We start from the raw sequence: 21,071 nt of genomic DNA, 5'->3' as shown, positions 1-21,071 counted from the left end.
GACGACCTGCATCGTCCCGCAGCACTGTGTACATATGTTCACTCAAACTTTGAAGAAGCGAGTCCTGGGTTCCAACCTAGTCGACTTGCTTACCGGACCCCACGGCGTGGATCGCTACACCGAGCTGGTGGCGCCCACGTGGACGCTAGGTGAGGGCCGCGCCAAGGTCGTCGACGTGCGACGGACGACGCCGCGCAGCGTCACCCTCACCCTCGTGCCCAACGACACATTCACGGCCGCCCACAGCGTCAAGGCCGGGCAGTACGTCAACCTCACGGTCGAGATCGACGGTCGCCGGCACACGCGGTGCTACTCACCGGCCAACAGCGAAGGCAGCACCCACCTTGAGCTGACGATCGGCCACCACGAAGGCGGGCTGGTCTCGAACTACCTGTATGAGCGGGCTGGCCGAGGCATGGTGGTCGGCCTGGACGGCGTCGGCGGCGACTTCGTGTTGCCGGCGCTGGGCCCATCTGGGAGGGGCCCGAGGCGCATTCTCTTCGTCTCCGGCGGCAGCGGTATCACGCCCGTCATGGCGATGCTGCGCACCCTGCTTGCCGAGCGCCACGCCGGTGAGATTGCGTTCGTGCACTACGCGCGCTGTGCCGCCGAGGCATGCTACCGCGAGGAACTTGCCGCCCTGCATGGCCGGCCCGGCGTGCGGGTGCTGCACGGCTACACCCGCTCGGATGCCGGTGACCTTGTGGGCCGCTTCGGCGCCGAACACCTGGCCGCGGCCATGCCGGCGCCGGATGCGGTGTTCGTCTGCGGGCCGACAGCTTTGGTCGAGGCCGTGCAGAAACACTGCGACAACGTGCACACCGAGAGCTTCGTGCCGCCGGTGTTCGAGCCGCCGGCGAATCCGTCGGGAGGACGAGTCACGTTCGCCGACAGCGGGATTGACGTCGCCGACGACGGTCGCCCGCTATTGGAGCAGGCCGAATCGGCTGGTCTGAAGCCGGAGAACGGCTGCCGAATGGGCATTTGTCACACCTGCACACGGCGAAAGACCGCCGGCGCCGTGCGCAACCTGATCACCGGCGCCGTCTCGACCGGACCCGACGAGGACGTGCAGATCTGTGTATCTGTCCCGGTCGGCGACGTCGATCTATCCCTCTAAACCCAAACGCGACTGTGAATCTGGCGACGGCCGCACGGCGTGTCGCGTCGCGATATTCACAGTCGCGGTGAAAGGAAAGTCATGACACACAACACGATTACCCTGACCCCCGAACAGGCCGACGCCTTCGGCCGCGAACTTGACGCCATCAAGGAACGCGTGATGGCCGACCTCGGCGAACAAGATGCCGACTACATCCGTCGCGTCATCAAGAGCCAGCGGGCCTTAGAAGTAGGTGGACGCGTGCTGCTATTCCTGCCGCCGGCTTGGCTATTGGGTACCGCGATGCTCGGGGTCGCCAAGATTCTGGACAACATGGAGATAGGCCACAACGTCATGCACGGTCAGTACGACTGGATGCGTGACCCGGCGATCTCCGGCCGCTCGTTCGAGTGGGACACCGCCTGCCCGGCCGACCAGTGGCGGCACTCGCACAACTACATGCACCACACCCACACCAACATCGTGGGGATGGACCGCGACATCGGCTACGGCATCCTGCGGATGAGCGAAGACCAGCGGTGGACTCCGTATTTTCTGGGCAACCCGGTCTACGCCTTCCTGCTGATGGTGCTGTTCCAGTACGGCGTTGCGCTGCACGAGCTGGAAAGCGAGCGCATTCGCTCCGGCGAGATCAAGCTACGTGACAAGCGCGAGACGTTAAAGGCCATCTGGAAGAAGACGCGCCGACAGACGCTCAAGGACTACGTCGCGTTCCCCTTGTTGGCCGGTCCGTTTGCGCCGTTCGTGTTCGCCGGCAACCTGTCGGCCAATCTGATGCGCAACGTCTGGTCATACATGATCATTTTCTGCGGCCACTTCCCGGACGGCACCCAGGAGTTCACCGTCGAAGAGACCAAGGACGAGTCGCGCGGCATGTGGTACTTCCGCCAGGTCCTCGGCTCGGCGAATCTGACCGGCGGCAAGGTCTTCCACCTGTTGTCGGGCAACCTTTCGCACCAGATCGAGCACCACCTCTTCCCAGACATGCCGGCCCGTAGGTACGCCGAGATCGCACCCGAGGTGGAACAGATCTGCGAGCGTTACGGGATCCCGTACAACAAGGGCCCGCTGCCGCGGCAGTTCGGCACCGTCGTCCGCAAGATCGTCAAGCTGACCTTTCCGGACTCGTGGTCAACCCTGCGGAATGCCGGGAGCGGCAAGCGAGTCCAACAAGAGCTTGTGGCCCCGTAATCTGGCGGGCGCGGCACCGGCCCAGCGGGGACAAGGGCCCATCTAGCTGGTCCGCGGGGTCTAGCGCAATACCTCTGGTCGCCGCGTTACAAGCCCAGCGCCCTACGGAGCCGCTCTGACGCTCGAACATAGCGATCAAAGCCGCCCGTTGCGTTTTTGACGAGGACATCCTCTCCGTGGAGGATGAAGGTCCGCCCGTTGCGGACGATTGTGCGGCCGTTGCGCACTGCGTGCTCCAACTGCGAGGCGAGGTTTTCCGCCTTCTTCGCGAGATTTTGGCCCCGCTGTTCCACGCGCTTAATCGATGCGAATATGTCGCGGTCGGGGGTCAGATTGGACTTGACCCTGTTGCCCAGCCTGAAGTTGTCTGCTTGTTTGGCAGCGTCTTTGATGATTTTCGCTAGGACAGCGAAAGGATCGCGCTTGCCCGCGATGACTCCCAACGGCGTCAAAGCCGCCGCCGCCTGCGACGCTCCGGCATGATAGCCGAGCATCGCGCTGACATCTTGAGCCCACATCTCCTCGTAGACGGACTCCGCTGCCGCGATCGCAGGGGCGTTCTGGCCGAAGAAGTTGGACATGACCAACCCCACAAGGCCATTGCGGTTGGCTGCGACGGCCAGCGGATGGACGACGGATGCTTGTGCCGCCTCGAAGACACCCACGACCGTGCGGGCCTGCTGGGCCGCATTGTCCGCGTGAGCCGCCGCGGCGCTCAACCAACCTGCGTATGGAGCCGCCGCTGCCGCCATCGCCTGAGAGGTTGGACCCTGCCACGCCTGATCAGTCAACCCCGAAGTCAGCGAGGTAAATGAGGTCGCAGCGGACCCCAATTCGGCGGCTAACCCGTCCCACGCCCAAGCGGCCTGCAGCATCGGGGTCGACCCGGCGCCGGTGTACATCGATAACGAGTTGAGTTCAGGCGGCATTACCAAAAAGTTCACACTTGCTCCCGCGTAGTCCAACGCTTACCGCGAATGTCCCGATCATTCGCCAAACCCGACGAGAGTATGTCACAGCACTTTTGCTAGGTGGACGCGATTCGCTTTACCGAGCGGTGAACAAATGGTCGTTAACGCCGCTGGTTAGTGCACGTCGGTTGGCGCGTCCGACACCTTCACGAGCTGGACCTCGGGCCGCGCCGGTACCGCGTCGGCGAGGAACCACCGGAACGCGAGGTTGCCACGCGGATAGTCCAGTGCCGTAAGTGAATTGGGGTGTGTCGTCATCCCACGGGACAAGACGACCGTCACGGAGCCGTCACTATTGAGCACCGCGCTATGGCCGTTGATGGAACACCGGGCATCGGGGCCCTCCGAGGCGCCGTAGGTGGCCATGAACTGATTCCAGACCACCAGATTCCAGAATCTGCACGCCGGCGGTCGGTGCGTGATGACCAGCGCTTCGTCGTCCTCGAGCACGAAGCTGCCGTAGGAGTAGCAGGCGTCGCGCGCCGACCAACCGAAGTTGGCGTCGGGCACTTGGTAGGGTTCGGCGAATTGGTTTGCCGCGTAATTGGTTTCGTGCCCTAGCGTGTGCTTGTCGTCGACCCGGGTTCCGACTGCAAGCGGCAATATGGCGAACATGGTGCGCATCCAGGCGGCGGTCGCCCGCAGGCGTGCCGCGGTCTCCGCGTCGCCGTGTCGTATCGGCTCCGGTTCGTCGAGCGCCTCGATGTGCCAGGTGACCGGGCGGCCGGTCAGGGGATCGGCTTGGTAGTCACGGGTCATCAGCACGGCGGCGTCAGGCTCGAGTTCCCCAGGCGGGAATTCGAAGCTGAAGTTACCGTCGGCGTCTACGTCGAGATCGGTGTCACGGACAAGCGCAACGATCCGGTCCGACCATGCGCCGGGCGATGGTTCGTTGTAGGCGGTCACCGAGAAATACACGCTGTCACCCTTATTGCCACTGATGCGGTACCGCCGCTGCGGATCGACCGGGCACATGAAGTAATAGGCGTCGGTGTTGTCGCCGCCCCACCGGCGGTCGCGACGAAACGGCGTGTTCACCGCCACGAACTGTGGCCGACCCGGTTCGGCGAACAGGTAGGTGTCGAAGGCCACGCCGAGGGTGGTGGCGAGCATCCGGTAGCCGTCGGCAATGTGCCGGTCGTCGGTCACTGCGCGGTCGCCTACCAAGAACGAGCGATCAAGGGCGCCAAGGGTTTCGAGTAGTTCCTTCCAAGCGGCAGTCGATTCGTGCGTCATGCGCCAATTCCTTTCAGGAGCAATGTGGTTGTGCGATCGACCCAGGTGTCATCGAGTTCGGTGGCGCGGGTGAGCAGGGCAATTAAGGTGAGTCCGGCAATCCCTTCGGCCAATTCGGTGGCGGTCACGTCTGATCGGATCTCGTCCGATGCCGCGGCCTGCTGCAGCCACTCGGCAAGGCCACCGGCGAAGATGCCTGCGAACCGCTCCAAGAGCGCTGAATGCAGTGTCGGGGCTGCCGCCATCTCGCCGACCAGCCCCGGCAGGGCCGCCCTGGCGGCCGGGGTGGTCAGGAAAGCCATTGTGCGGCAGACCATCTCGCGCAGGTCCTCGCGCAACGATCCGGTATCGGGGATTTCGGTTGCGGAGCCAATCGGGAACACCGCCTCGTGCACGAGGTGCGCTTTGCTCGGCCAGCGCCGGTAGATCGCGGGCTTGCTGGTCCCGGCTCGCTCGGCAATAGCGGCGACCGAAAGGCCCGGATATCCGGTTTCGGCGAGCAGCTCAACCGTCGCCCGAAGCACCGCGCCGTCGATACGTGGGTCACGAGGTCTGCCAAAATCAACTACCATTACGTAACTCAAAGTAACATAAGTCCTCGTGACACAAGTCCGCCTGGACGACCTCGCTCAGCCCCGATTCAGCGCCGAGGCCCGGCAAATCCTCGACATGATGGCCGCGATGGCACCGGAGTGCCCGCTGGATGCCGACGCGCTGCATGCCAGGGCCAGTGCCGACACCGGTCTGCACGATTTCGGTCCGGGAGACTACCGAGAGCGACTCAACGTCTACCTCGCCGCGCTGCGGGACATCGACGGGCTGCACGATGCCGGCGCGGTCAACTTCTTTGCGCAACTGCTGCAGTTGCTCAAGAACCGGCTGCTGCTGACCGACCTGCTGCGCCGCCACCCCGAGATCGACGACATCGAGCTGCGATCGCCAGTGGTGATCGCCGGCCTACCGCGCACCGGAACCACCCATCTGCACAACCTGCTGGCGACGCCGCCCACCTTCCGCACCATGCCGTACTGGGAAAGCGTCGAGCCCTTTCCGTTGCCGAATGAGGTTGGCGTCCAACCGGATCCGCGGCGGACGCGGACGGACGTCGCGGTCGGCGTGATCGACACCGTGATGCCGCACTTTCGGCTCATGCATGAGATGACCACCGATCACGTCCACGAAGAGATCCAGCTGCTGGCCAACGATGTCTCCACGATGCTGCTGGAGACACTCGCCGACGTGCCGCGCTGGCGGGATTACTACCAAGCCCACGACCAGACGCCCCACTACGAATACCTCGCCCGGCAACTCAAAGCGATGCAGTTCCTGCGCGGGGGGCGGCGCTGGCTGCTCAAGTCGCCCCAGCACCTCGAGCAGGTGCCGGTACTCGATCGTGTCTTCCCCGACAGCATCGTCGTGTTCACGCACCGCGACCCGGTGCCGGTTGCGCTGTCGATGATCGCGATGATCACCTACTCCGCCCGCATGCATCGCTGCCCGGTGCCGGTCGAACCGATCGCGGTTTACTGGATCGACCGTCTTGAAACGATGCTTACCGCCCTGGTCCGCGACCGGGACACCATCGGCCCGGACCGCTCGATCGATGTCCGGTTCGGCGACTTCATGGTCAACGAATTCGGTGTTGCCGAGCAGGTGTACGCCCTGGCGGGCGAACCGTTCACCGAAGACGTACGCACAGCGATCGCCGGCTATCTGTCGGGCCACCGACGCGGCCGACTGGGAAGCGTCGAAACATCGTGCGCGATGTTCGGGCTCGACGAGGACGACCTGCGTGCCCGGTTCGCGCCGTATGTCGAACGGTTCCTGGCATAGCCTTCTCAATATGACCGCTTTGCCTGCCCTAGAAGGCGTCGAGCACAAGTACATCGATGTAGGGGATGGTGTCACGATCCATGTGGCAGACGCCGGCCCGCCCGATGGTCCCGCGGTGATGTTGGTGCACGGCTTCCCCGAGAACTGGTGGGAGTGGCACGAGCTGATCGGTCCGCTGGCCGCCGACGGCTACCGGGTGTTGTGTCCCGACCTGCGCGGCGCGGGCTGGAGTTCGGCGCCCCGCTCGCGATACCTGAAAAGCGAAATGGCCGAAGATCTGGCCGCGGTTCTGGATCACTTGGGTGTCGTAACGGTCAAGCTGGTGGCCCATGACTGGGGTGGACCGGTGGCCTTCATCATGATGTTGCGCCATCCGGAAAAGGTCACCGGCTTCTTCGGCGTGAATACCGTGGCGCCCTGGGTGAAGCGCGACCTGTCGGCGATCCGCAACCTCTGGCGGTTCTGGTATCAAATCCCGATGTCGCTGCCGGTTATCGGTCCGCGGATGATCAGCGATCCCAAGGCCCGCTACTTCCGAATGCTGGCGTCATGGGTCGGCGGCGGGTTCTCGGTGCCAGACGACGATGTGCGCATGTACGTCGAATGCTTACGCCAACCGGGACACGCGGAGGCCGGTTCGCGGTGGTATCGCAGCTTTCAGACCACGGAAATGCTGCGCTGGGTGCGCGGCGAATTTGACGACGCTCGCGTCGAAGTACCGGTCCGTTGGCTGACCGGCACCAAGGACCCGGTGATCACGCCCGATCTGACCGACGGATACGCCGACCGCATAACCGATTTCGAGGTCGAATTGGTCGACGGCGTTGGCCACTGGATCGTCGAGCAGCGCCCCGATCTGGTATTGGACCGGGTGCGCGCGTTCCTTCGCCTCGAGGCTTGACCTCGCGGGCGCCGTCGGCCTACTCGACGCCGATCGTCACTTCGGTCGACTTGATGAACACCGTCGCGGGCTGACCGACCGCAAGGCCCAGGTCAACCGCGGCATCTTTGGTGATCGAGGACGTGATCACCTGGTCCCCGCCGTCGAGTCGAACCTTCACGATGGCCATGACGCTGCCCAGGTTGACTTCGGTGATGGTGCCCCTGAGCTGGTTCCGGGTCGAAAGGCGCATAGCACGGTCCTCCAGTGCTCGACGGTTCTGGCAATCGAAGCCTAGTGACGCGGGCCGAGCAACGCGATCGACGCGTCCACCGCCGGTTCGACGATGTCGCGGACCGGTCTGCCATCCTCTACGGCCAGTGCGACTAGCTCGCGTAGACCGCCCACCAGGATCACCGCCAGCGGCGCGGTCAGGGGCGGCAGATTGGCGCGCCGAAAACCTGGGCTGCCGCTCAGATCGATCAAAAGGCTCGTCAGAAGCTCCAGCCCCTGACGCTGCACGGGACGCGCGACGTCGCCTATGGACGGAAGCTCGCGAATCCAGCTCAGCGTGATGGCCGGCCGCGACTCGATATTGCCGACGTAACCCTCGACAGCCTGACGAATCTGGTCGTGCCAATCAGCCTCGGGATCAACCGCCCTCCGGATGTCTCCGGCCATGACCTCGATCTCGACCTGTAGCAGTTCCAGAAAGCACTGCTGCTTGCTGGCGAACTGGTCGTAGAACGTGCGCTTTGACGTGCGCGCGTGGCGGACGATGTCGGCCACGGTGGTGGCGCCGTAGCCGCGCTCCCGAATGGAGTCGGTAAGGCCGTCGAGCAGCCGACGCCGAAACGGATCGAGCTCAACCTGAATCGCGTCACCAGCCAGTGCCGTCACGACTGTCCCCCTTCCGGCGAAACGCTTGTCAGGCTTGGTACCACAGAGTACCGTACCGTGGAAAGGCTAGCGGTACGTCGCAGTACCAGACCGGACGTTGGGAGTCATACCCGCATGAGCCAAGCAGTCACCGAGACGCCAGCGCTGCCCGCCGTCAACCTGCCTCCGGCGGTCCGAATCCCGAAGCTGCTCCAAGGCTTGGCCTTCGCGATGTCACGGCGGGGCATGATGCCACGGCTGGCACGCCGCTACGGCAACTCCTTTACGCTGAACATCCCGATGTACGGCCGCATTGTGGTGGTCGGCGAACCGCAGTTGGCCAAGCAGGTCTTCACCACCAGCCCGGACAGTCTCGGCAACATTCAGCCAAATCTGAGCCGGTTGTTCGGGTCAGGCTCGGTCTTCGCGCTCGACGGCGACGATCACCGCCGCCGGCGGCGGCTGTTGGCGCCGCCGTTCCACGGCAAGAGCATGAAGTACTATGAGGCCATCATCGAGGCGGAAACTCTGCGCGAGACCGCGAATTGGCCTGAGGGCCAATCTTTCCCGACGTTGCCGTCGATGAACCACATCACCCTCAACGCCATCCTGCGCGCGATCTTCGGAGCCGACGGCGCTGAACTCGACGAGTTGCGCCGGCTCATCCCGCCGTGGGTCACGCTGGGCTCTCGATTGGCGGCAATGCCGAAACCCAAACGAAACTATGGCCGTTTCGGCCCTTGGGGCCGGCTTGCCGAGTATCGACGAAAGTACGACCTCGTCATCGACAGGCTGATCGACTACGAACGGTCAGACCCAAACTTCGCCGATCGGACCGACGTGCTGGCACTGATGCTGCGCAGCACCTACGAGGATGGTTCGGTCATGTCCCGCAAGGACATTGGTGACGAGCTGCTCACCCTGCTGGCCGCCGGACACGAAACCACCGCGGCCACGCTGGCATGGGCCTTCGAGCGATTGACACGTCACCCCGATGTGCTGGCGGCGTTGGTCGAAGAGGTGGATAGCGGCGGCAGCGAGTTGCGCCAGGCGGCGATCCTGGAAGTCCAGCGGTCCCGGACCGTCATCGATTTCGCGGCTCGGCGCGTCTACCCAGAGGTGTATCAGCTTGGCGAGTGGGTGATTCCGCGCGGAGACTCGATCATCGTCAACATCGCGCACATCCACGACAACCCCGACGTCTTTCCCAACCCGGAGCGCTTCGACCCGCAGCGCTACATCGGCGGCAAGCCGTCCGCGTTCGCGTGGGTCCCCTTCGGCGGCGGGACCCGTCGTTGTGTCGGGGCGGCGTTCGCCAACATGGAAATGGATGTGGTGCTGCGAACGGTGTTGCGCCACTTCATAATCGAGACCACGACTGCTCCGGACGAGCCACTGCACTGCCGCGGCGTTGCCACCATTCCAAAGTACGGAGGACGGGTAGTCGTTCGCCGGCGCTATTGATCCGCGGTGGCCCGGCGGGGCAGCTTCCAGCCGGGACGAACGAAGTGGCAGGTGTATCCGTTGGGGTAGCGCTGCAGGTAGTCCTGGTGCTCGGGTTCGGCCTCCCAGAAATCCCCGGCCGGACTGACCTCGGTCACGACCTTGCCGGGCCACAGGCCTGAGGCCTCGATATCGGCGATGGTATCCAGCGCGATCCGTTTTTGCTCGTCGTCGATGTAGAAGATCGCTGACCGGTAGCTGGTCCCACGGTCGTTGCCTTGGCGGTCCTTCGTCGTCGGGTCATGGATTTGGAAGAAGAACTCCAGCAACGCCCGGTAGTCGGTGACCGTGGGGTCGTAGACGATCTCGACAGCCTCGGCGTGTGTGCCGTGATCGCGGTACGTCGCATGGGGTACATCGCCGCCGCTGTAGCCGACACGGGTCGAGACCACGCCGGGCTGCTTGCGAATCAGTTCCTGCATTCCCCAGAAGCAGCCGCCGGCCAGAATCGCCCTTTGGTTCTCAGCCATGGGCCCAGGCTACACTCCGGCCGTGAGGTGTAACGGCGCGTGAGCGGCCCGCAATTCTCCCGAAGCGAACTGTCCACGGCCTTCCAAAGGTTCGAGGACACCGTCGCCCGGGCCGCCGAGACACGAGACTGGGATGCGTGGGTTGAGCACTACAGCCCCGATGTCGAGTACATCGAGCATGCGGCGGGCACCATGCGTGGACGCGAGCAGGTGCGCGACTGGATTCAGCGAACGATGACGACCTTTCCGGGCAGTCACATGGTGGCGTTTCCGTCGTTGTGGTCGGTCATCGACGAACCTACCGGGCGGATCATCATGGAACTGGACAACCCGATGCGCGACCCCGGCGACGGCAGCGTGATTAGCGCGACCAACATCTCGATCATCACCTATGCAGGCGAGGGCCACTGGTGCCGCCAAGAAGACATCTACAACCCACTGCGCTTCGTGAAGGCGGGCATGAAGTGGTGTCGCACGGCGCGGGCGCTGGGCACGCTTGACGACGACGCGGCGCGTTGGATGCAGCAGTACGGAGGAACTCAATGAGCGCACCCAAGCTAGTCATAGGCGCCAACGGCTTCCTCGGGTCACATGTGACCCGCCAGCTCATTGACGCCGGCAACGATGTGCGGGTGATGGTGCGGCCCAAAGCCAATACCCGCGCCATCGACGACCTGGAACCCACCCGATGCACCCGTTTCCATGGCGACGTGTTCGACACCGCCACCGTCCGCGAGGCAATGGACGGTTGCGATGACGTGTACTACTGCGTCGTCGACACCCGCGCATGGCTGCGTGACCCGTCACCGCTATTTCGCACCAACGTGGCAGGTCTGCGCAACGTCCTTGACGTTGCCATCGAAAAACCGATAGCCGCCAACTTGCGCAGATTCGTCTTCACCAGCACCTACGCGACGGTGGGGCGCCGGCATGGGCACGTGGCCACCGAGGACGACGTGGTCGACGTCCGCCGGGTGAGTCCCTACGTCCAATCCCGCGTTCAGGCCGAGGATCTGGTGATGGAGTACGTCGCCAAGTTCGGCCTGCCGGCCGTTGCCATGTGTGTCTCAACGACCTACGGCAACGGCGACTGGGGCCGCACCCCGCACGGCGCCTTCATTGCCGGCGCCGTCTTCGGCAAGCTCCCATTTCAGATGAACGGCATCCAGCTGGAAGTCGTCGGTGTCGACGATGCCGCCCGGGCAATGATTCTGGCCGCCGAACGGGGACGTAACGGCGAGAAGTACCTCATCTCCGAGCGCATGATGCCGTTGAAAGACGTCGTGCGGATTGCGGCCGACGAGGCCGGTGTGCCACCGCCGCGACGGTCGATCTCGGTACCCGTGCTGTATGCCCTGGGTGCGCTGGGCAGCCTGAGGGCGCGGCTTTCCGGAAAAGATGCCGAACTCAGCCTCCAGTCGGTGCGAATGATGCGCTCCGAGGCCGATGTCGACCACAGCAAGGCCGTCCGCGAATTGGGCTGGCAGCCACGCCCGGTCGAGGAATCGATCCGCGAGGCCGCCCGATTCTGGGCCGCGATGCGCAAGACCGGCAGAACTAGCACGGTCAGCCGATCCGAATAAGCTCGCGGGAGTGGAACGCGTTCATGTTGACCTCACCGGACCGCCCCAGACCATGCTTGCGACGCTGTACGCCAGGGCGGTCGATGCCGACGCTCCCCGATCGATTCTGCGGGATGAGTACGCGAAGGCCGCCGTGGCGCGCATCGATTACGACTGGGACGCAACGACGATCACGCCCCGACGGGCGCCTTCGGTAGCGATCCGCACCGCGCATTTCGACAACTGGACGCGTCAGTTCCTAGCCGCACACGACGAAGCGACGGTGTTGCACGTGGGCTGTGGTCTGGATGCCCGGGTGTATCGGCTCGATCCGCCCGCGGGTGTGCGGTGGTACGACATCGACTACCCGGACGTGATCGGGCTGCGCGAACGGGTGTACCCCGGCCGCGACAGCTACCGGATGGTTCCGGCGTCGGTGACCGACCCACACTGGCTGGCCGAGATTCCGGCCGGCCGTCCCACACTGTTCATCGGTGAGGGCCTGACGATGTATCTGACAAAGGACGACGGGCTGGCGCTGCTGCGCCGCGTCGTGGATCGATTCGGCGTGGGTGAGCTGCAGTTCGACGCGTTCAATACGTTCGGGATCCGGACGCAGGTGATCAACTCGGTGGTGCGCCGCTCCGGATCGAGGTTGCACTGGGGGATCAACGGTCCCGACGACATCATCGACGAGGTGCCCGGCGTGCGTCTGTTGGTGTGGCAGTCGGTGTTCGACAGCGACACGTTTGCCCTCGTGTCGCCGTCAGTTCGCTGGATGGGCCGGGTGATGGCGGCGGTGCCGGCATTGCGGACCATGGCGCAATACCACCGCTACGCGTTCGGTCGGGAATGTTGAATGCCGACTGGCGTTGCAGCTAAACATGAGCCACCGCAAAGTCTTAGAACCCAACGCAGGACACCCGATCACCATCGAGCCCACCCACGGGCGGGTACAGGTTCGCGTCAAAGGCGAACTCGTTGCAGACACATCCGCGGCCCTGCAATTGCAGGAGGCCACGTTGCCGCCGGTGCAATACATTCCACTAGGCGATGTAGTCCAGGATGTGCTGACCCGCACCGACACCAGCACCTACTGCCCGTTTAAGGGAGAAGCCAGCTACTACAGCGTGACCACTGCGGCCGGCGACACCGTCAATGACGTGATCTGGACATACGAACAGCCGTATCCCGCCGTCGCAGCGATCGCCGGCCACGTGGCGTTTTACCCCGACAAGGCTGAGATCAGGGTGACCCACTAGCAGTGCCGGCCTCCGGGTACACCTGCGCCAACGACTGAGTATCGCTGTATTCGCGCAATGACACGATCATGCCGTCGCGGGTATCGAAGATGAAGACGAACGGGCTGTCGTATCGGGCGCCGTCGGTGGTCAGGCCGTCACAATGCCCCTCTACCACTACGGTTTCGCCTTCGTTGACGCAGCGGCGCAGCTCGATGTTGACCTCGAAGACCTTCTTGCGCCGCTCGACCGCCCGGCGCAGCGTCTGCTTGTCGTGGGCCTCGCGGGTGACGATGCTCCAGTAGGTGAAGTCGTCGCTGAGCAGTGCGAAGCCCTCGTCAAGGTCTCCGCCCTCGCACATGCTTTGCATGAACATCCATGCCAGTTCGGCCTGCGGGTCGTCGAACGGCGTCATCACAACCGCCATCCTGGCTCGCGAGATAGTTTGTGGTCAATTTGATGGACCATCCAGCGGAGTTATCGGGTTGAAGAGCATGCGCACGGTCACCTTCCCCGGGGCGGCCGCCTTCGGTCATGCGTTGGCGCCGCTGCGCCGCGGCCGCGGCGATCCGTGCTTCCGGGTCCCCGGCGACGGCACCATCTGGCGGACCAGCCTGCTGTCCACCGGGCCCGTGACCGCCCGGATCGGCCGGGCGGCACCTGATAGGGCCGACTGCATTGCGTGGGGCAGTGGTGCCGAGGAGTTCCTCGACATGCTCCCCGCGATGCTGGGCGCCGACGACGACGCCTCGGATTTCGTGCCGCAGGATCCGACGGTGGCCGCCGCGCACCGGCGGCTTCCGCAGTTGCGGCTGGGCCGCACCGGGCAGGTGCTGGAAGCTTTGATTCCGGCGGTCATCGAGCAACGCGTGCCCGGCGCCGACGCCTTTCGGTCGTGGCGAGCGCTGGTGACCAAGTACGGGACGCCGGCCCCGGGGCCCGCGCCGGACGGGATGCGGGTGCCACCCTCGCCCGAGGTATGGCGACGCATCCCGTCCTGGGAGTTCCACCGTGCCAACGTTGACCCGAGGCGTGCCCAGACGGTGGTGGGCTGCGCGCAACGGGCGGCGTCGCTGGAGCGGCTGGTAGCGCTGCCGGCGGCGCAGGCACGCGAGGCGCTCACGTCAGTGCCGGGAGTGGGAGCGTGGACCGCGGCCGAGACCTTGCAACGTGCCTTCGGCGATGCCGATGCGGTGTCTGTGGGCGACTACCACATTCCGAAAATGGTCGGCTGGACATTGCTCGGCCGTCCGGTCGACGACGCGGGCATGCTTGAGCTGCTGGAACCGATGCGTCCCCATCGCCATCGGGTGGTGCGGTTGCTTGAAGCCAGCGGTCTGGCCTACGAACCGCGGCGTGGTCCCCGGCTGCCGGTGCAGAAGATCAGCTCGCTCTAACCGAGCGAGTGGGTCACGAGGCTCCGGCCTCACGTCTGCGTTCGGCCGCGGCGGTCTCCCGGTTCAGCCGCTGCGCTTCGTAGATGGTGACGTTGGTTCGCGACATCAGCAGCGACGCGATGCCGACGGCGATGATCGCTCCGGGTACCACCGAGAACGAGCCGGTCATCTCCGCAACCATGATCATGATTGCCAGCGGCGCACGCGCGACGCTCCCAAAACACGCCATCATCCCGACCACGACGAAGATCCCCGGCTCGTCCGGCACCCCCGGCAGCGCGGTCAGCTCGCCCAGGCGCCAGACCGCGGCCCCCACGAAGGCGCCGATAACGATTCCGGGCCCGAACAACCCGCCGGATCCGCCGGTACCGATTGACAGCGACGTGGCAACGATCTTGGCGATGGGCAGGACGATGATGATCCACAACGGAATCGTCATCAGCGATCCGCGATCGGCGGCCAGCTGCGCCCAGCCATAGCCACTGCTCAGGACCTGGGGGATCAGCAGCCCCAACAGGCCGACCAAGAGTCCGCCGATCGTCGGCTTGATGACGGGCCCGCCGGGAAGCCGGTGGGTCAGCGCCACCGAGGCGTGGAAGATTCGTGCATACAGATAGCCCACGGCCGCGGCGATCAGACCGAGGACGACGAACCACAACAGCGGCCATGCTCTTTCGAAGCGATACTCGGCGTCGATGTAGCCGAACAGCGGGTCGAATCCCAAGAATGAGCCGAGCACCGCATACGCCGTCCCCGAGGTGATGAAACCGGGCAGCAGGATGCGGTAGTCGAAGTCGTCGCGGTAGGCGATCGACGCGGCCAGTACCGCCCCGCCAAGTGGTGCGGCGAAGATGGCGCCGATGCCCGCGCCGATACCCAATGCCACTGCGGTCCGACCGTCCTCGTCGGACACGCCGAGCCGGCGGGTCAGCAAGGAGCTGAAGCCGGCCGAGATCTGCGCGGTAGGCCCCTCGCGGCCACCCGATCCGCCAGAGCCGATGGTCAGCGCGCTGGCCACCATCTTCACCAGCACAGCGCGGCCACGAATGGCGCGAGGGTCGCCGTGTACCGCCTCGATCGCCTCGTCGGTGCCGTGACCGGTGGCCTCCGGGGCGAACTTGGCCACGATGACCGCCGACAGCAGGGCACCTCCCGTCGTCACCAACGGAACCGCCCACGGCCGGATGAAGCCGGCCGACCCGCGACTACCGCCGCCCTCCCCAACGGGCCTGGGGATGTGGTATCCCGCCAGGTAGCCGAGCAGAAATTCGCCGGTGTATCGCAGTGCGAGGTAGAAGAGCACCGCTCCCAGGCCCGCGATGACGCCGATCGTGATACCCAGCAGGAACCACTTGCGTAGGTAACCCGCGCTTCTGATCGATGCACCGAATCGTCCGCCGGCGGCTCCCTCGGTATCGAAGGGTGGGGTCATTGCGTGGGCCTGACGAACACCCGGCCATCCTAAACAACGGGGAATAACCGGACCGAGGTCCGGTTATACGGATGACTGTAGCAAGGAGGTAAACATGCCTGCTGTCACCGCAGACACGCTGACGTTGCCGCGGGTGGGATCGGCCAATCCCGCTGACATCGAGCGCCCGGTCCGATCGATCACCACCGGTCCCCGAGGATATGAAGGCCTGGGCTTCCCGGTGGTAAGGGCCTTCGCCGGGGTTAGCGCCGCAGCCCTGGATCCCTTTGTCCACATGGACCAGATGGGTGAGGTGGAGTACCAGCCCGGCGACCCCAAGGGCACCGACTGGCATCCGCACCGTGGCTTCGAAACCGTCACCTACATGATCGACGGCAAGCTCGCGCACCAGGATTCGCACGGCGGCGGCGGCCTGATCGCGGACGGTGCCACGCAGTGGATGACCGCGGGAGCCGGCATTATACATATCGAAACGCCACCCGTCGAGATGGTAAATAGCGGAGGAACATTTCATGGCGTACAGCTCTGGGTGAATCTGCCGAGGCGCGACAAGTTCACCTCACCTCGGTACCAGGCCATCGAAGGGTGCCACGCCAGGTTGATCGCTTCCGACGACGGCGGCGCGCTGGTCCGCATCATCGCCGGTGAGATCGACGGCCACCGCGGGCCGGGGGTCACCCACACGCCGATCACGCTGGCGCACGCGACGATCGAAAGCGCTGCGCGGCTTAACATTCCGTGGCGGCGTGATTTCAATGCGCTGGTTTACGTGTTGTCCGGACAGGGATCTGTCGGTCCGGCGGGACATCCGATTCGGCACGGGCAGCTCGCCGTTTTGGGGCCCGGCGACCGAATCACCATCGCTGCCCAGTCGACTCTTGACGTGCTGATCCTTGGCGGACAACCGATTCGGGAGCCGATTTTTCACTACGGACCCTTCGTCATGAACACTCGAGCCGAAGTGATCGAGGCGATCGAGGACTACCAAACTGGGAAGTTCCGTAGCATCCCGCCGAACGCACTGATGCCGCACCATCGTGATGGCACACTTTAAAAATGCGGGTTACGGCCAGTCGCGGCCCGGGGCGTCCCCCAGCGGCGAAGGCAGACGAGACGCGGAGGCGCATTTTGCGTGCCGCTCGTCAAGTCTTCAGCGAACGTGGCTACGACGGGGCGACCTTCCAGGCGATCGCGATACGGGCGGATCTGACGAGGCCGGCGATTAATCACTACTTCCCAAGCAAGCGGGCGCTGTATCGGGAGGTGGTTGAGCGCACCAACGAACTCGTCATGACGGCCGGTATCGACGAGGCACGGCGTGAGACGACGCTTATGGGACGGTTGGCGGTGTTCATCGCTGTCGCGATGAAGGCTAATTCCGAGTATCCGTCCGCATCCGCGTTCCTGATTACCAACGTCCTCGAATCTCAGCGCCATCCGGAATTGAGCCAGACCGAAAACGACGCCGTTCTGGTGAGCCGGGAATTTCTGACATTGGCCGTCAATGATGCGATCGAACGCGGTGAAGTCGTCGCCGATATCGATGTACCCGCACTGGTCGAGACATTGCTCGTCGTACTCTGTGGCGTCGGATTCTATGCAGGTTACGTGCGGAGTGCCGAAGAAATGGCCGCCCTCATCGACATGTTGCGGCGGGTGCTGGGCGGCAGGGTCTGGCGGTCCAACGCCTAACCCGCGCCCGCGCCGGTGACGTCGCGCACAAAGCGTATAGATTGCCTAACTTATTAGGTAGCATGGTCGAGAAATGACACAACTCGACGACTTGCCTTCGTTGCGCACCGCCGGTGACACCTGGTCAATCACCGAAAGCGTTGGCGCGACCGCGTTGGGGGTCGCCGCGTCGCGTGCAGTGGAAACCGCCGGAGCCAACCCGCTGATTCGTGACGAGTTCGCCGAACTGCTGGTTTCCTCGGCCGGTCCGATCTGGGCCCGGCTGGCCGACGCCGAAGTTGCCTGGCTCGAGGGCGACCCGCATGGTCAACGGGTGCATCGACTCGGCTGCGACTACCAGGCGGTGCGCACGCACTTCTTCGACGAGTACTTCAACGCCGCGGGTAAGGCAGGCATCCGGCAAGTGGTGATCCTCGCCGCTGGTTTGGACTCCCGGGCTTACCGCCTCGATTGGCCTTCGGGCACAGTGGTTTACGAGATCGACCAGCCTAAAGTGCTGGATTACAAGACCGAAATCTTGGGATCGCAGGGAGCGGTTCCCGCGGCGAAACGATGTGCGGTCGCGGTGGATTTGCGCGACGACTGGCCGGGTGCGCTGACGAGCGCCGGATTTGATCGCACCCAACCGACCGCGTGGCTGGCCGAGGGTCTGCTGCCCTACTTGCCCAGCGATGCTGCCGACCGGCTGTTTGAGATGATCAACTCGCTGAGTGCGGCCGGCAGTCAGGTCGCCGTCGAGGCGTTCAACATGAAAACCAATGGCAATACCGGGCGTTGGCGTCGGATGCGGGAGCGGCTAGGGCTGGATATCGACGTGGAAGCGCTGACCTACCACGAGCCCGACCGTTCGGATGCCGCTGAGTGGCTTGCTGACCATGGCTGGCGGGTGCGCAGCGTGAGCAACCGCGAGGAGATGGCCCGACTGGGCCGGCCGGTACCTGAAGACCTGGCCGACGAGGCCGTGCGCAGCACGCTGCTGCGAGCGCGTCTCGGCGGGCCGTTCGACTGAACAGAGTTAGGCGTTCGCAACAGAGCGGGAGTATGCGATGAGCACAATGCGCACCCATGACGACACCTGGGACATCAGGACCAGTGTCGGCACCACCGCCGTTATGGTGGCGGCTGCCCGAGCTGTCGAAACCGACCGGCCCGACCCGTTGATCCGCGACCCGTACGCCAAACTGCTGGTCACCAACGCCGGTGCGGGCGTCATATGGGAAGCCATGCTCGATCAGTCGATGGTGGCCAAGGTGGAAGCTATCGACACCGACACGGCGGCGATCGTCCAGCACATGCGCAGCTATCAGGCGGTGCGGACAAACTTCTTCGACACATTCTTCAACAACGCGGTCGCCGACGGAGTCCGCCAGATTGTGATCCTGGCGTCGGGACTGGATTCCCGCGCGTACCGGCTCGACTGGCCGGTGGGCACCACCGTGTATGAGATCGATCAGCCGAAGGTGCTTGCTTATAAGTCCACGACGCTGGCGAAAAACGGCGTGACGCCCGCGGCCGACCGGCGTGAGGTGCCCATCGACCTACGTCAGGACTGGCCGGGTGCGCTGTGTGCGGCGGGCTTCGACCCGGCAGCGCGCACCGCCTGGTTGGCCGAGGGGCTTTTGATGTATTTGCCCGCCGACGCGCAAGACCGGCTGTTCACACAGGTCGGTGAGCTGAGCGCGACAGGCAGCCGGATCGCGGTCGAAACCTCGCCGCTGCACGGCGAGGAGCGGCGCCAAGAAATGCGCGAGCGGTTCAAGAGGGTGGCCGATGTGCTCGGCTTGGAACAGACCGTCGATGTGCAGGAGTTGATCTACCATGACCAGGACCGAGCGGTTGTTGCCGACTGGCTCAACGGCCACGGTTGGCGCGCGGCGGCGCAAAACGCGCGTGACGAAATGCGCCGGGTGGGTCGCTGGATCGACGGCGTGCCGATGGCCGATGACAAGGAAGCGTTCGCCGAGTTTGTGACCGCAGAGCGGTTGTAACGGCGCGTACCAGGAACGCGGTGGCTCGTTGACCTTGGCGTTGGCCTACCGGTGTGGCGCGGGACAGGTCTTGGGGAAGTTGACTGGCTGACCGAGCTTCTTCATGCCTTTTTTGTATTGCGCGCTGCCTGGCAGATCGGGCGTCGCGGCCGACCATATCGTCGATGTACAGGTGGCGGTGTCGCACCCGCCGCCGAAGGTCAACGACTCGCCAGTCTTCACCGTGATGCATTGGCATTTCGCCCGGGCTGGGTTGGTGGGATCGATTTCACACTCCACGTCAAGACAATTCGCCCAAGGCACTCCTGAGGGACAACTCAACACGCCGAAGTTGGGGTTGACGTTCACCGTCGAAAACGCCGACCGCACTTTGGTTCCCGACTGAGCCCGCTCGGGGCAGGACGTGAAACCGACCGAATGGCCATTGACAACAACGCAATCGCACACCGAGATGTTGGGATCAGTTGCGGACGGAACACATGGCGCAGTCGTGCACAGCGCGAAGCTTTGATTGCATATCCAAGCGCCGTCAACCTCCAGGGCATTGACATCCGAAGGTGAGGTGTTGGCACTGTTGTCGCAGGCGGCGACGGCCGGAAGGACCCCGGCGGAAGCCAGGCCGAGTGAGGCGTTGCGCAGTAGTCTCCTGCGCGTGAACCTGGACTCCCCGGAGACCTGTGCCGCCCGCTCGACGAGGTCCCTGATGGCCGGCGCACCGCTCGCCGCGGCCAGCCTTCGACCGTCGTCGATGAGCACCGCGCTGGGTGTGGCGGTAATGCCGTAGGCGGCGAACGTCGTTCGCCGCTCATCGACAAGTTCTAGCGGCACACCGTGATTGGCAGGGCCGCCGCTGATCAGGACGACGGTGACGCGCTCGTCCAGGTCATGTTGCCATTGGTCCACCTCTGGCAGCAACGCCTCGCATGCGCCGCAGCCGGGCTGACTGAAGATGAGCACAACCGGCCGGTGCGCTTGCGACAGTCTGGCCAACGTCCACATTTGCCCCGTCTGGTCCGGCAGCGCCAGGCCTGACGCGGTGGCGCCCGCGCGTGTCCTCCAGCGTCGGTATGCGGCAGGGACGATCCACAGGGCAAGCATGACGACTGCGAAAGTCGTTAGAGGCCACCGCACATGACCGTTGAGTGCCACGAACGCGGCGAGCGACGCGAGGCATCCGTTCCTGGCGAGGGTCGGCCATCCGGTCGTCCCCGACGACAGCCGCCCGAAGCAGTGGCAGTCCAGGCGTCGGCCGCGGGCGAGGTTCACCAAGACTGCCGCGCTGAATCCCGTCAGCATCAGTAATGCGAGGACTGCACTTTCATAAGGCCATGGCCCCGCTTGCAGTAGCACGACACCGAATTCCATTGCAATGATCATCGGTCCTAAAATCGCGGCCACGGGTCTAGGCACACCGAATGCCACGACCGCCCGGCGCACGCCGTCCGTATCTGACAGCTTCGCCACCGCGGCGATCGCGAATATTCCTCCCAGAAGAATTCGCGCTGCCAACATCATCATTTGCCGCTCACCTCCGGTCTTGATGAGCACAGCGCAGATGCGCTGGCCCCCACACTCGACCCAACTCGAACCGGGGCGAGTCGTCACTGATCGTGCTTTGCAAACACAACATAACGGCGTTGGGTGACCTCCGAAATCCCTGGCAGCAGGGGGGC

At 64.4% G+C, this 21,071-nt stretch carries 22 protein-coding genes and 1 pseudogene; 14 read left to right on the top strand and 9 right to left on the bottom strand.

All coding sequences use genetic code 11. The features are described from left to right. Positions 1-34 precede the first annotated feature (34 nt). Positions 35-1,120, top strand: a complete 1,086-nt coding sequence (locus MSIMFI_RS05055) for a ferredoxin reductase (RefSeq protein WP_191496376.1) — start codon at positions 35-37, stop codon at positions 1,118-1,120. 81 nt (positions 1,121-1,201) lie between these two features. Further along, a complete protein-coding gene (locus tag MSIMFI_RS05050; RefSeq protein WP_191496375.1) occupies positions 1,202-2,314 on the top strand; it encodes a fatty acid desaturase family protein in 1,113 nt (370 codons plus the stop codon). Between the two features lie 329 nt (positions 2,315-2,643). Here the strand turns inward: MSIMFI_RS05050 and MSIMFI_RS27820 are convergent. The 3 genes and pseudogenes from MSIMFI_RS27820 to MSIMFI_RS05035 form a co-directional block, all read right to left on the bottom strand. Continuing rightward, positions 2,644-3,258, bottom strand: a pseudogene (locus MSIMFI_RS27820) (PPE family protein); the annotation flags it as partial. A gap of 141 nt (positions 3,259-3,399) precedes the next feature. Next, positions 3,400-4,521 carry a DUF1214 domain-containing protein gene (locus MSIMFI_RS05040; RefSeq protein ID WP_191496373.1) on the bottom strand — a complete coding sequence of 374 codons (1,122 nt, stop codon included), beginning with the start codon at positions 4,519-4,521 and terminating at the stop codon, positions 3,400-3,402. After that, positions 4,518-5,093, bottom strand: a complete 576-nt coding sequence (locus tag MSIMFI_RS05035) for a TetR/AcrR family transcriptional regulator (protein WP_191496372.1) — start codon at positions 5,091-5,093, stop codon at positions 4,518-4,520. The genes MSIMFI_RS05040 and MSIMFI_RS05035 overlap by 4 nt, the downstream gene beginning before the upstream one ends. A gap of 97 nt (positions 5,094-5,190) precedes the next feature. Between MSIMFI_RS05035 and MSIMFI_RS05030 the strand changes: the two genes are divergently transcribed. Beyond that, positions 5,191-6,354 carry a sulfotransferase family protein gene (locus MSIMFI_RS05030; RefSeq protein ID WP_191498033.1) on the top strand — a complete coding sequence of 388 codons (1,164 nt, stop codon included), beginning with the start codon at positions 5,191-5,193 and terminating at the stop codon, positions 6,352-6,354. Between the two features lie 10 nt (positions 6,355-6,364). Beyond that, entirely contained in the window at positions 6,365-7,255 is an 891-nt protein-coding gene (locus tag MSIMFI_RS05025) for an alpha/beta fold hydrolase (protein WP_191496371.1), read from the top strand. Between the two features lie 19 nt (positions 7,256-7,274). Here the strand turns inward: MSIMFI_RS05025 and MSIMFI_RS05020 are convergent, their stop codons facing one another. Then, positions 7,275-7,487, bottom strand: a complete 213-nt coding sequence (locus MSIMFI_RS05020) for a TOBE domain-containing protein (RefSeq protein WP_191496370.1) — start codon at positions 7,485-7,487, stop codon at positions 7,275-7,277. 41 nt (positions 7,488-7,528) lie between these two features. Continuing rightward, positions 7,529-8,134, bottom strand: a complete 606-nt coding sequence (locus MSIMFI_RS05015) for a TetR/AcrR family transcriptional regulator (RefSeq protein WP_191496369.1) — start codon at positions 8,132-8,134, stop codon at positions 7,529-7,531. Positions 8,135-8,248: 114 nt separating this feature from the next. On the opposite strand from MSIMFI_RS05015, the gene MSIMFI_RS05010 reads away from it, so the two are divergent. Then, a complete protein-coding gene (locus tag MSIMFI_RS05010) occupies positions 8,249-9,577 on the top strand; it encodes a cytochrome P450 (protein ID WP_191496368.1) in 1,329 nt (442 codons plus the stop codon). Here the strand turns inward: MSIMFI_RS05010 and msrA are convergent. Then, on the bottom strand, positions 9,571-10,086 hold the full coding sequence (gene msrA / locus MSIMFI_RS05005) for a peptide-methionine (S)-S-oxide reductase MsrA (RefSeq protein ID WP_191496367.1): 516 nt from the start codon (positions 10,084-10,086) through the stop codon (positions 9,571-9,573). The genes MSIMFI_RS05010 and msrA overlap by 7 nt on opposite strands. Before the next feature lie 39 nt (positions 10,087-10,125). On the opposite strand from msrA, the gene MSIMFI_RS05000 reads away from it, so the two are divergent. Genes MSIMFI_RS05000 through MSIMFI_RS04985 form a run of 4 tightly spaced genes read left to right on the top strand, consistent with a single transcriptional unit; the run spans position 10,126 to position 12,910 of the window. Beyond that, entirely contained in the window at positions 10,126-10,632 is a 507-nt protein-coding gene (locus MSIMFI_RS05000; protein ID WP_191496366.1) for a nuclear transport factor 2 family protein, read from the top strand. After that, the gene (locus tag MSIMFI_RS04995) at positions 10,629-11,669 is read left to right on the top strand and encodes an NAD-dependent epimerase/dehydratase family protein (RefSeq protein WP_191496365.1); all 1,041 of its coding nucleotides are present in this window, start codon (positions 10,629-10,631) and stop codon (positions 11,667-11,669) included. Before MSIMFI_RS05000 ends, MSIMFI_RS04995 begins: the two co-directional genes overlap by 4 nt. A 52-nt stretch (positions 11,670-11,721) precedes the next feature. Continuing rightward, entirely contained in the window at positions 11,722-12,507 is a 786-nt protein-coding gene (locus MSIMFI_RS04990) for a class I SAM-dependent methyltransferase (protein WP_191498032.1), read from the top strand. 25 nt (positions 12,508-12,532) lie between these two features. After that, complete coding sequence (locus MSIMFI_RS04985) at positions 12,533-12,910, top strand: DUF427 domain-containing protein (RefSeq protein ID WP_186241124.1); 378 nt, start codon at positions 12,533-12,535, stop codon at positions 12,908-12,910. Here the strand turns inward: MSIMFI_RS04985 and MSIMFI_RS04980 are convergent. Then, positions 12,894-13,304, bottom strand: a complete 411-nt coding sequence (locus tag MSIMFI_RS04980; RefSeq protein ID WP_186241125.1) for a nuclear transport factor 2 family protein — start codon at positions 13,302-13,304, stop codon at positions 12,894-12,896. The two genes, MSIMFI_RS04985 and MSIMFI_RS04980, sit on opposite strands and share 17 nt — an antisense overlap. Before the next feature lie 79 nt (positions 13,305-13,383). On the opposite strand from MSIMFI_RS04980, the gene MSIMFI_RS04975 reads away from it, so the two are divergent. Then, positions 13,384-14,286, top strand: coding sequence for a DNA-3-methyladenine glycosylase family protein (locus MSIMFI_RS04975; RefSeq protein WP_191496364.1), 903 nt, complete (start codon positions 13,384-13,386; stop codon positions 14,284-14,286). A 13-nt stretch (positions 14,287-14,299) separates the two neighbouring features. Here the strand turns inward: MSIMFI_RS04975 and MSIMFI_RS04970 are convergent, their stop codons facing one another. Beyond that, on the bottom strand, positions 14,300-15,718 hold the full coding sequence (locus MSIMFI_RS04970; RefSeq protein WP_191496363.1) for a chloride channel protein: 1,419 nt from the start codon (positions 15,716-15,718) through the stop codon (positions 14,300-14,302). Between the two features lie 94 nt (positions 15,719-15,812). On the opposite strand from MSIMFI_RS04970, the gene MSIMFI_RS04965 reads away from it, so the two are divergent. The 4 genes from MSIMFI_RS04965 to MSIMFI_RS04950 all read left to right on the top strand — a co-directional run bounded on the left by MSIMFI_RS04965 (position 15,813) and on the right by MSIMFI_RS04950 (position 19,398). Further along, the gene (locus MSIMFI_RS04965) at positions 15,813-16,772 is read left to right on the top strand and encodes a pirin family protein (protein ID WP_191496362.1); all 960 of its coding nucleotides are present in this window, start codon (positions 15,813-15,815) and stop codon (positions 16,770-16,772) included. 2 nt (positions 16,773-16,774) lie between these two features. Beyond that, complete coding sequence (locus MSIMFI_RS04960; protein ID WP_191496361.1) at positions 16,775-17,410, top strand: TetR/AcrR family transcriptional regulator; 636 nt, start codon at positions 16,775-16,777, stop codon at positions 17,408-17,410. A 73-nt stretch (positions 17,411-17,483) separates the two neighbouring features. Then, a complete protein-coding gene (locus MSIMFI_RS04955; RefSeq protein ID WP_191496360.1) occupies positions 17,484-18,419 on the top strand; it encodes a class I SAM-dependent methyltransferase in 936 nt (311 codons plus the stop codon). A 46-nt stretch (positions 18,420-18,465) separates the two neighbouring features. Next, on the top strand, positions 18,466-19,398 hold the full coding sequence (locus MSIMFI_RS04950) for a class I SAM-dependent methyltransferase (protein WP_191498031.1): 933 nt from the start codon (positions 18,466-18,468) through the stop codon (positions 19,396-19,398). Between the two features lie 45 nt (positions 19,399-19,443). Here MSIMFI_RS04950 and MSIMFI_RS04945 read toward each other — a convergent pair whose 3' ends face one another. After that, complete coding sequence (locus MSIMFI_RS04945; RefSeq protein ID WP_191496359.1) at positions 19,444-21,003, bottom strand: MauE/DoxX family redox-associated membrane protein; 1,560 nt, start codon at positions 21,001-21,003, stop codon at positions 19,444-19,446. Between the last annotated feature and the right edge of the window lie 68 nt (positions 21,004-21,071).

It is taken from the genome of Mycobacterium simulans, from assembly GCF_900232995.1.
GTDB classification, from domain to species: domain Bacteria; phylum Actinomycetota; class Actinomycetes; order Mycobacteriales; family Mycobacteriaceae; genus Mycobacterium; species Mycobacterium simulans.
Note: the sequence above shows the minus strand (reverse complement) of the source record. Positions and strands in the feature narration are given on the sequence as shown.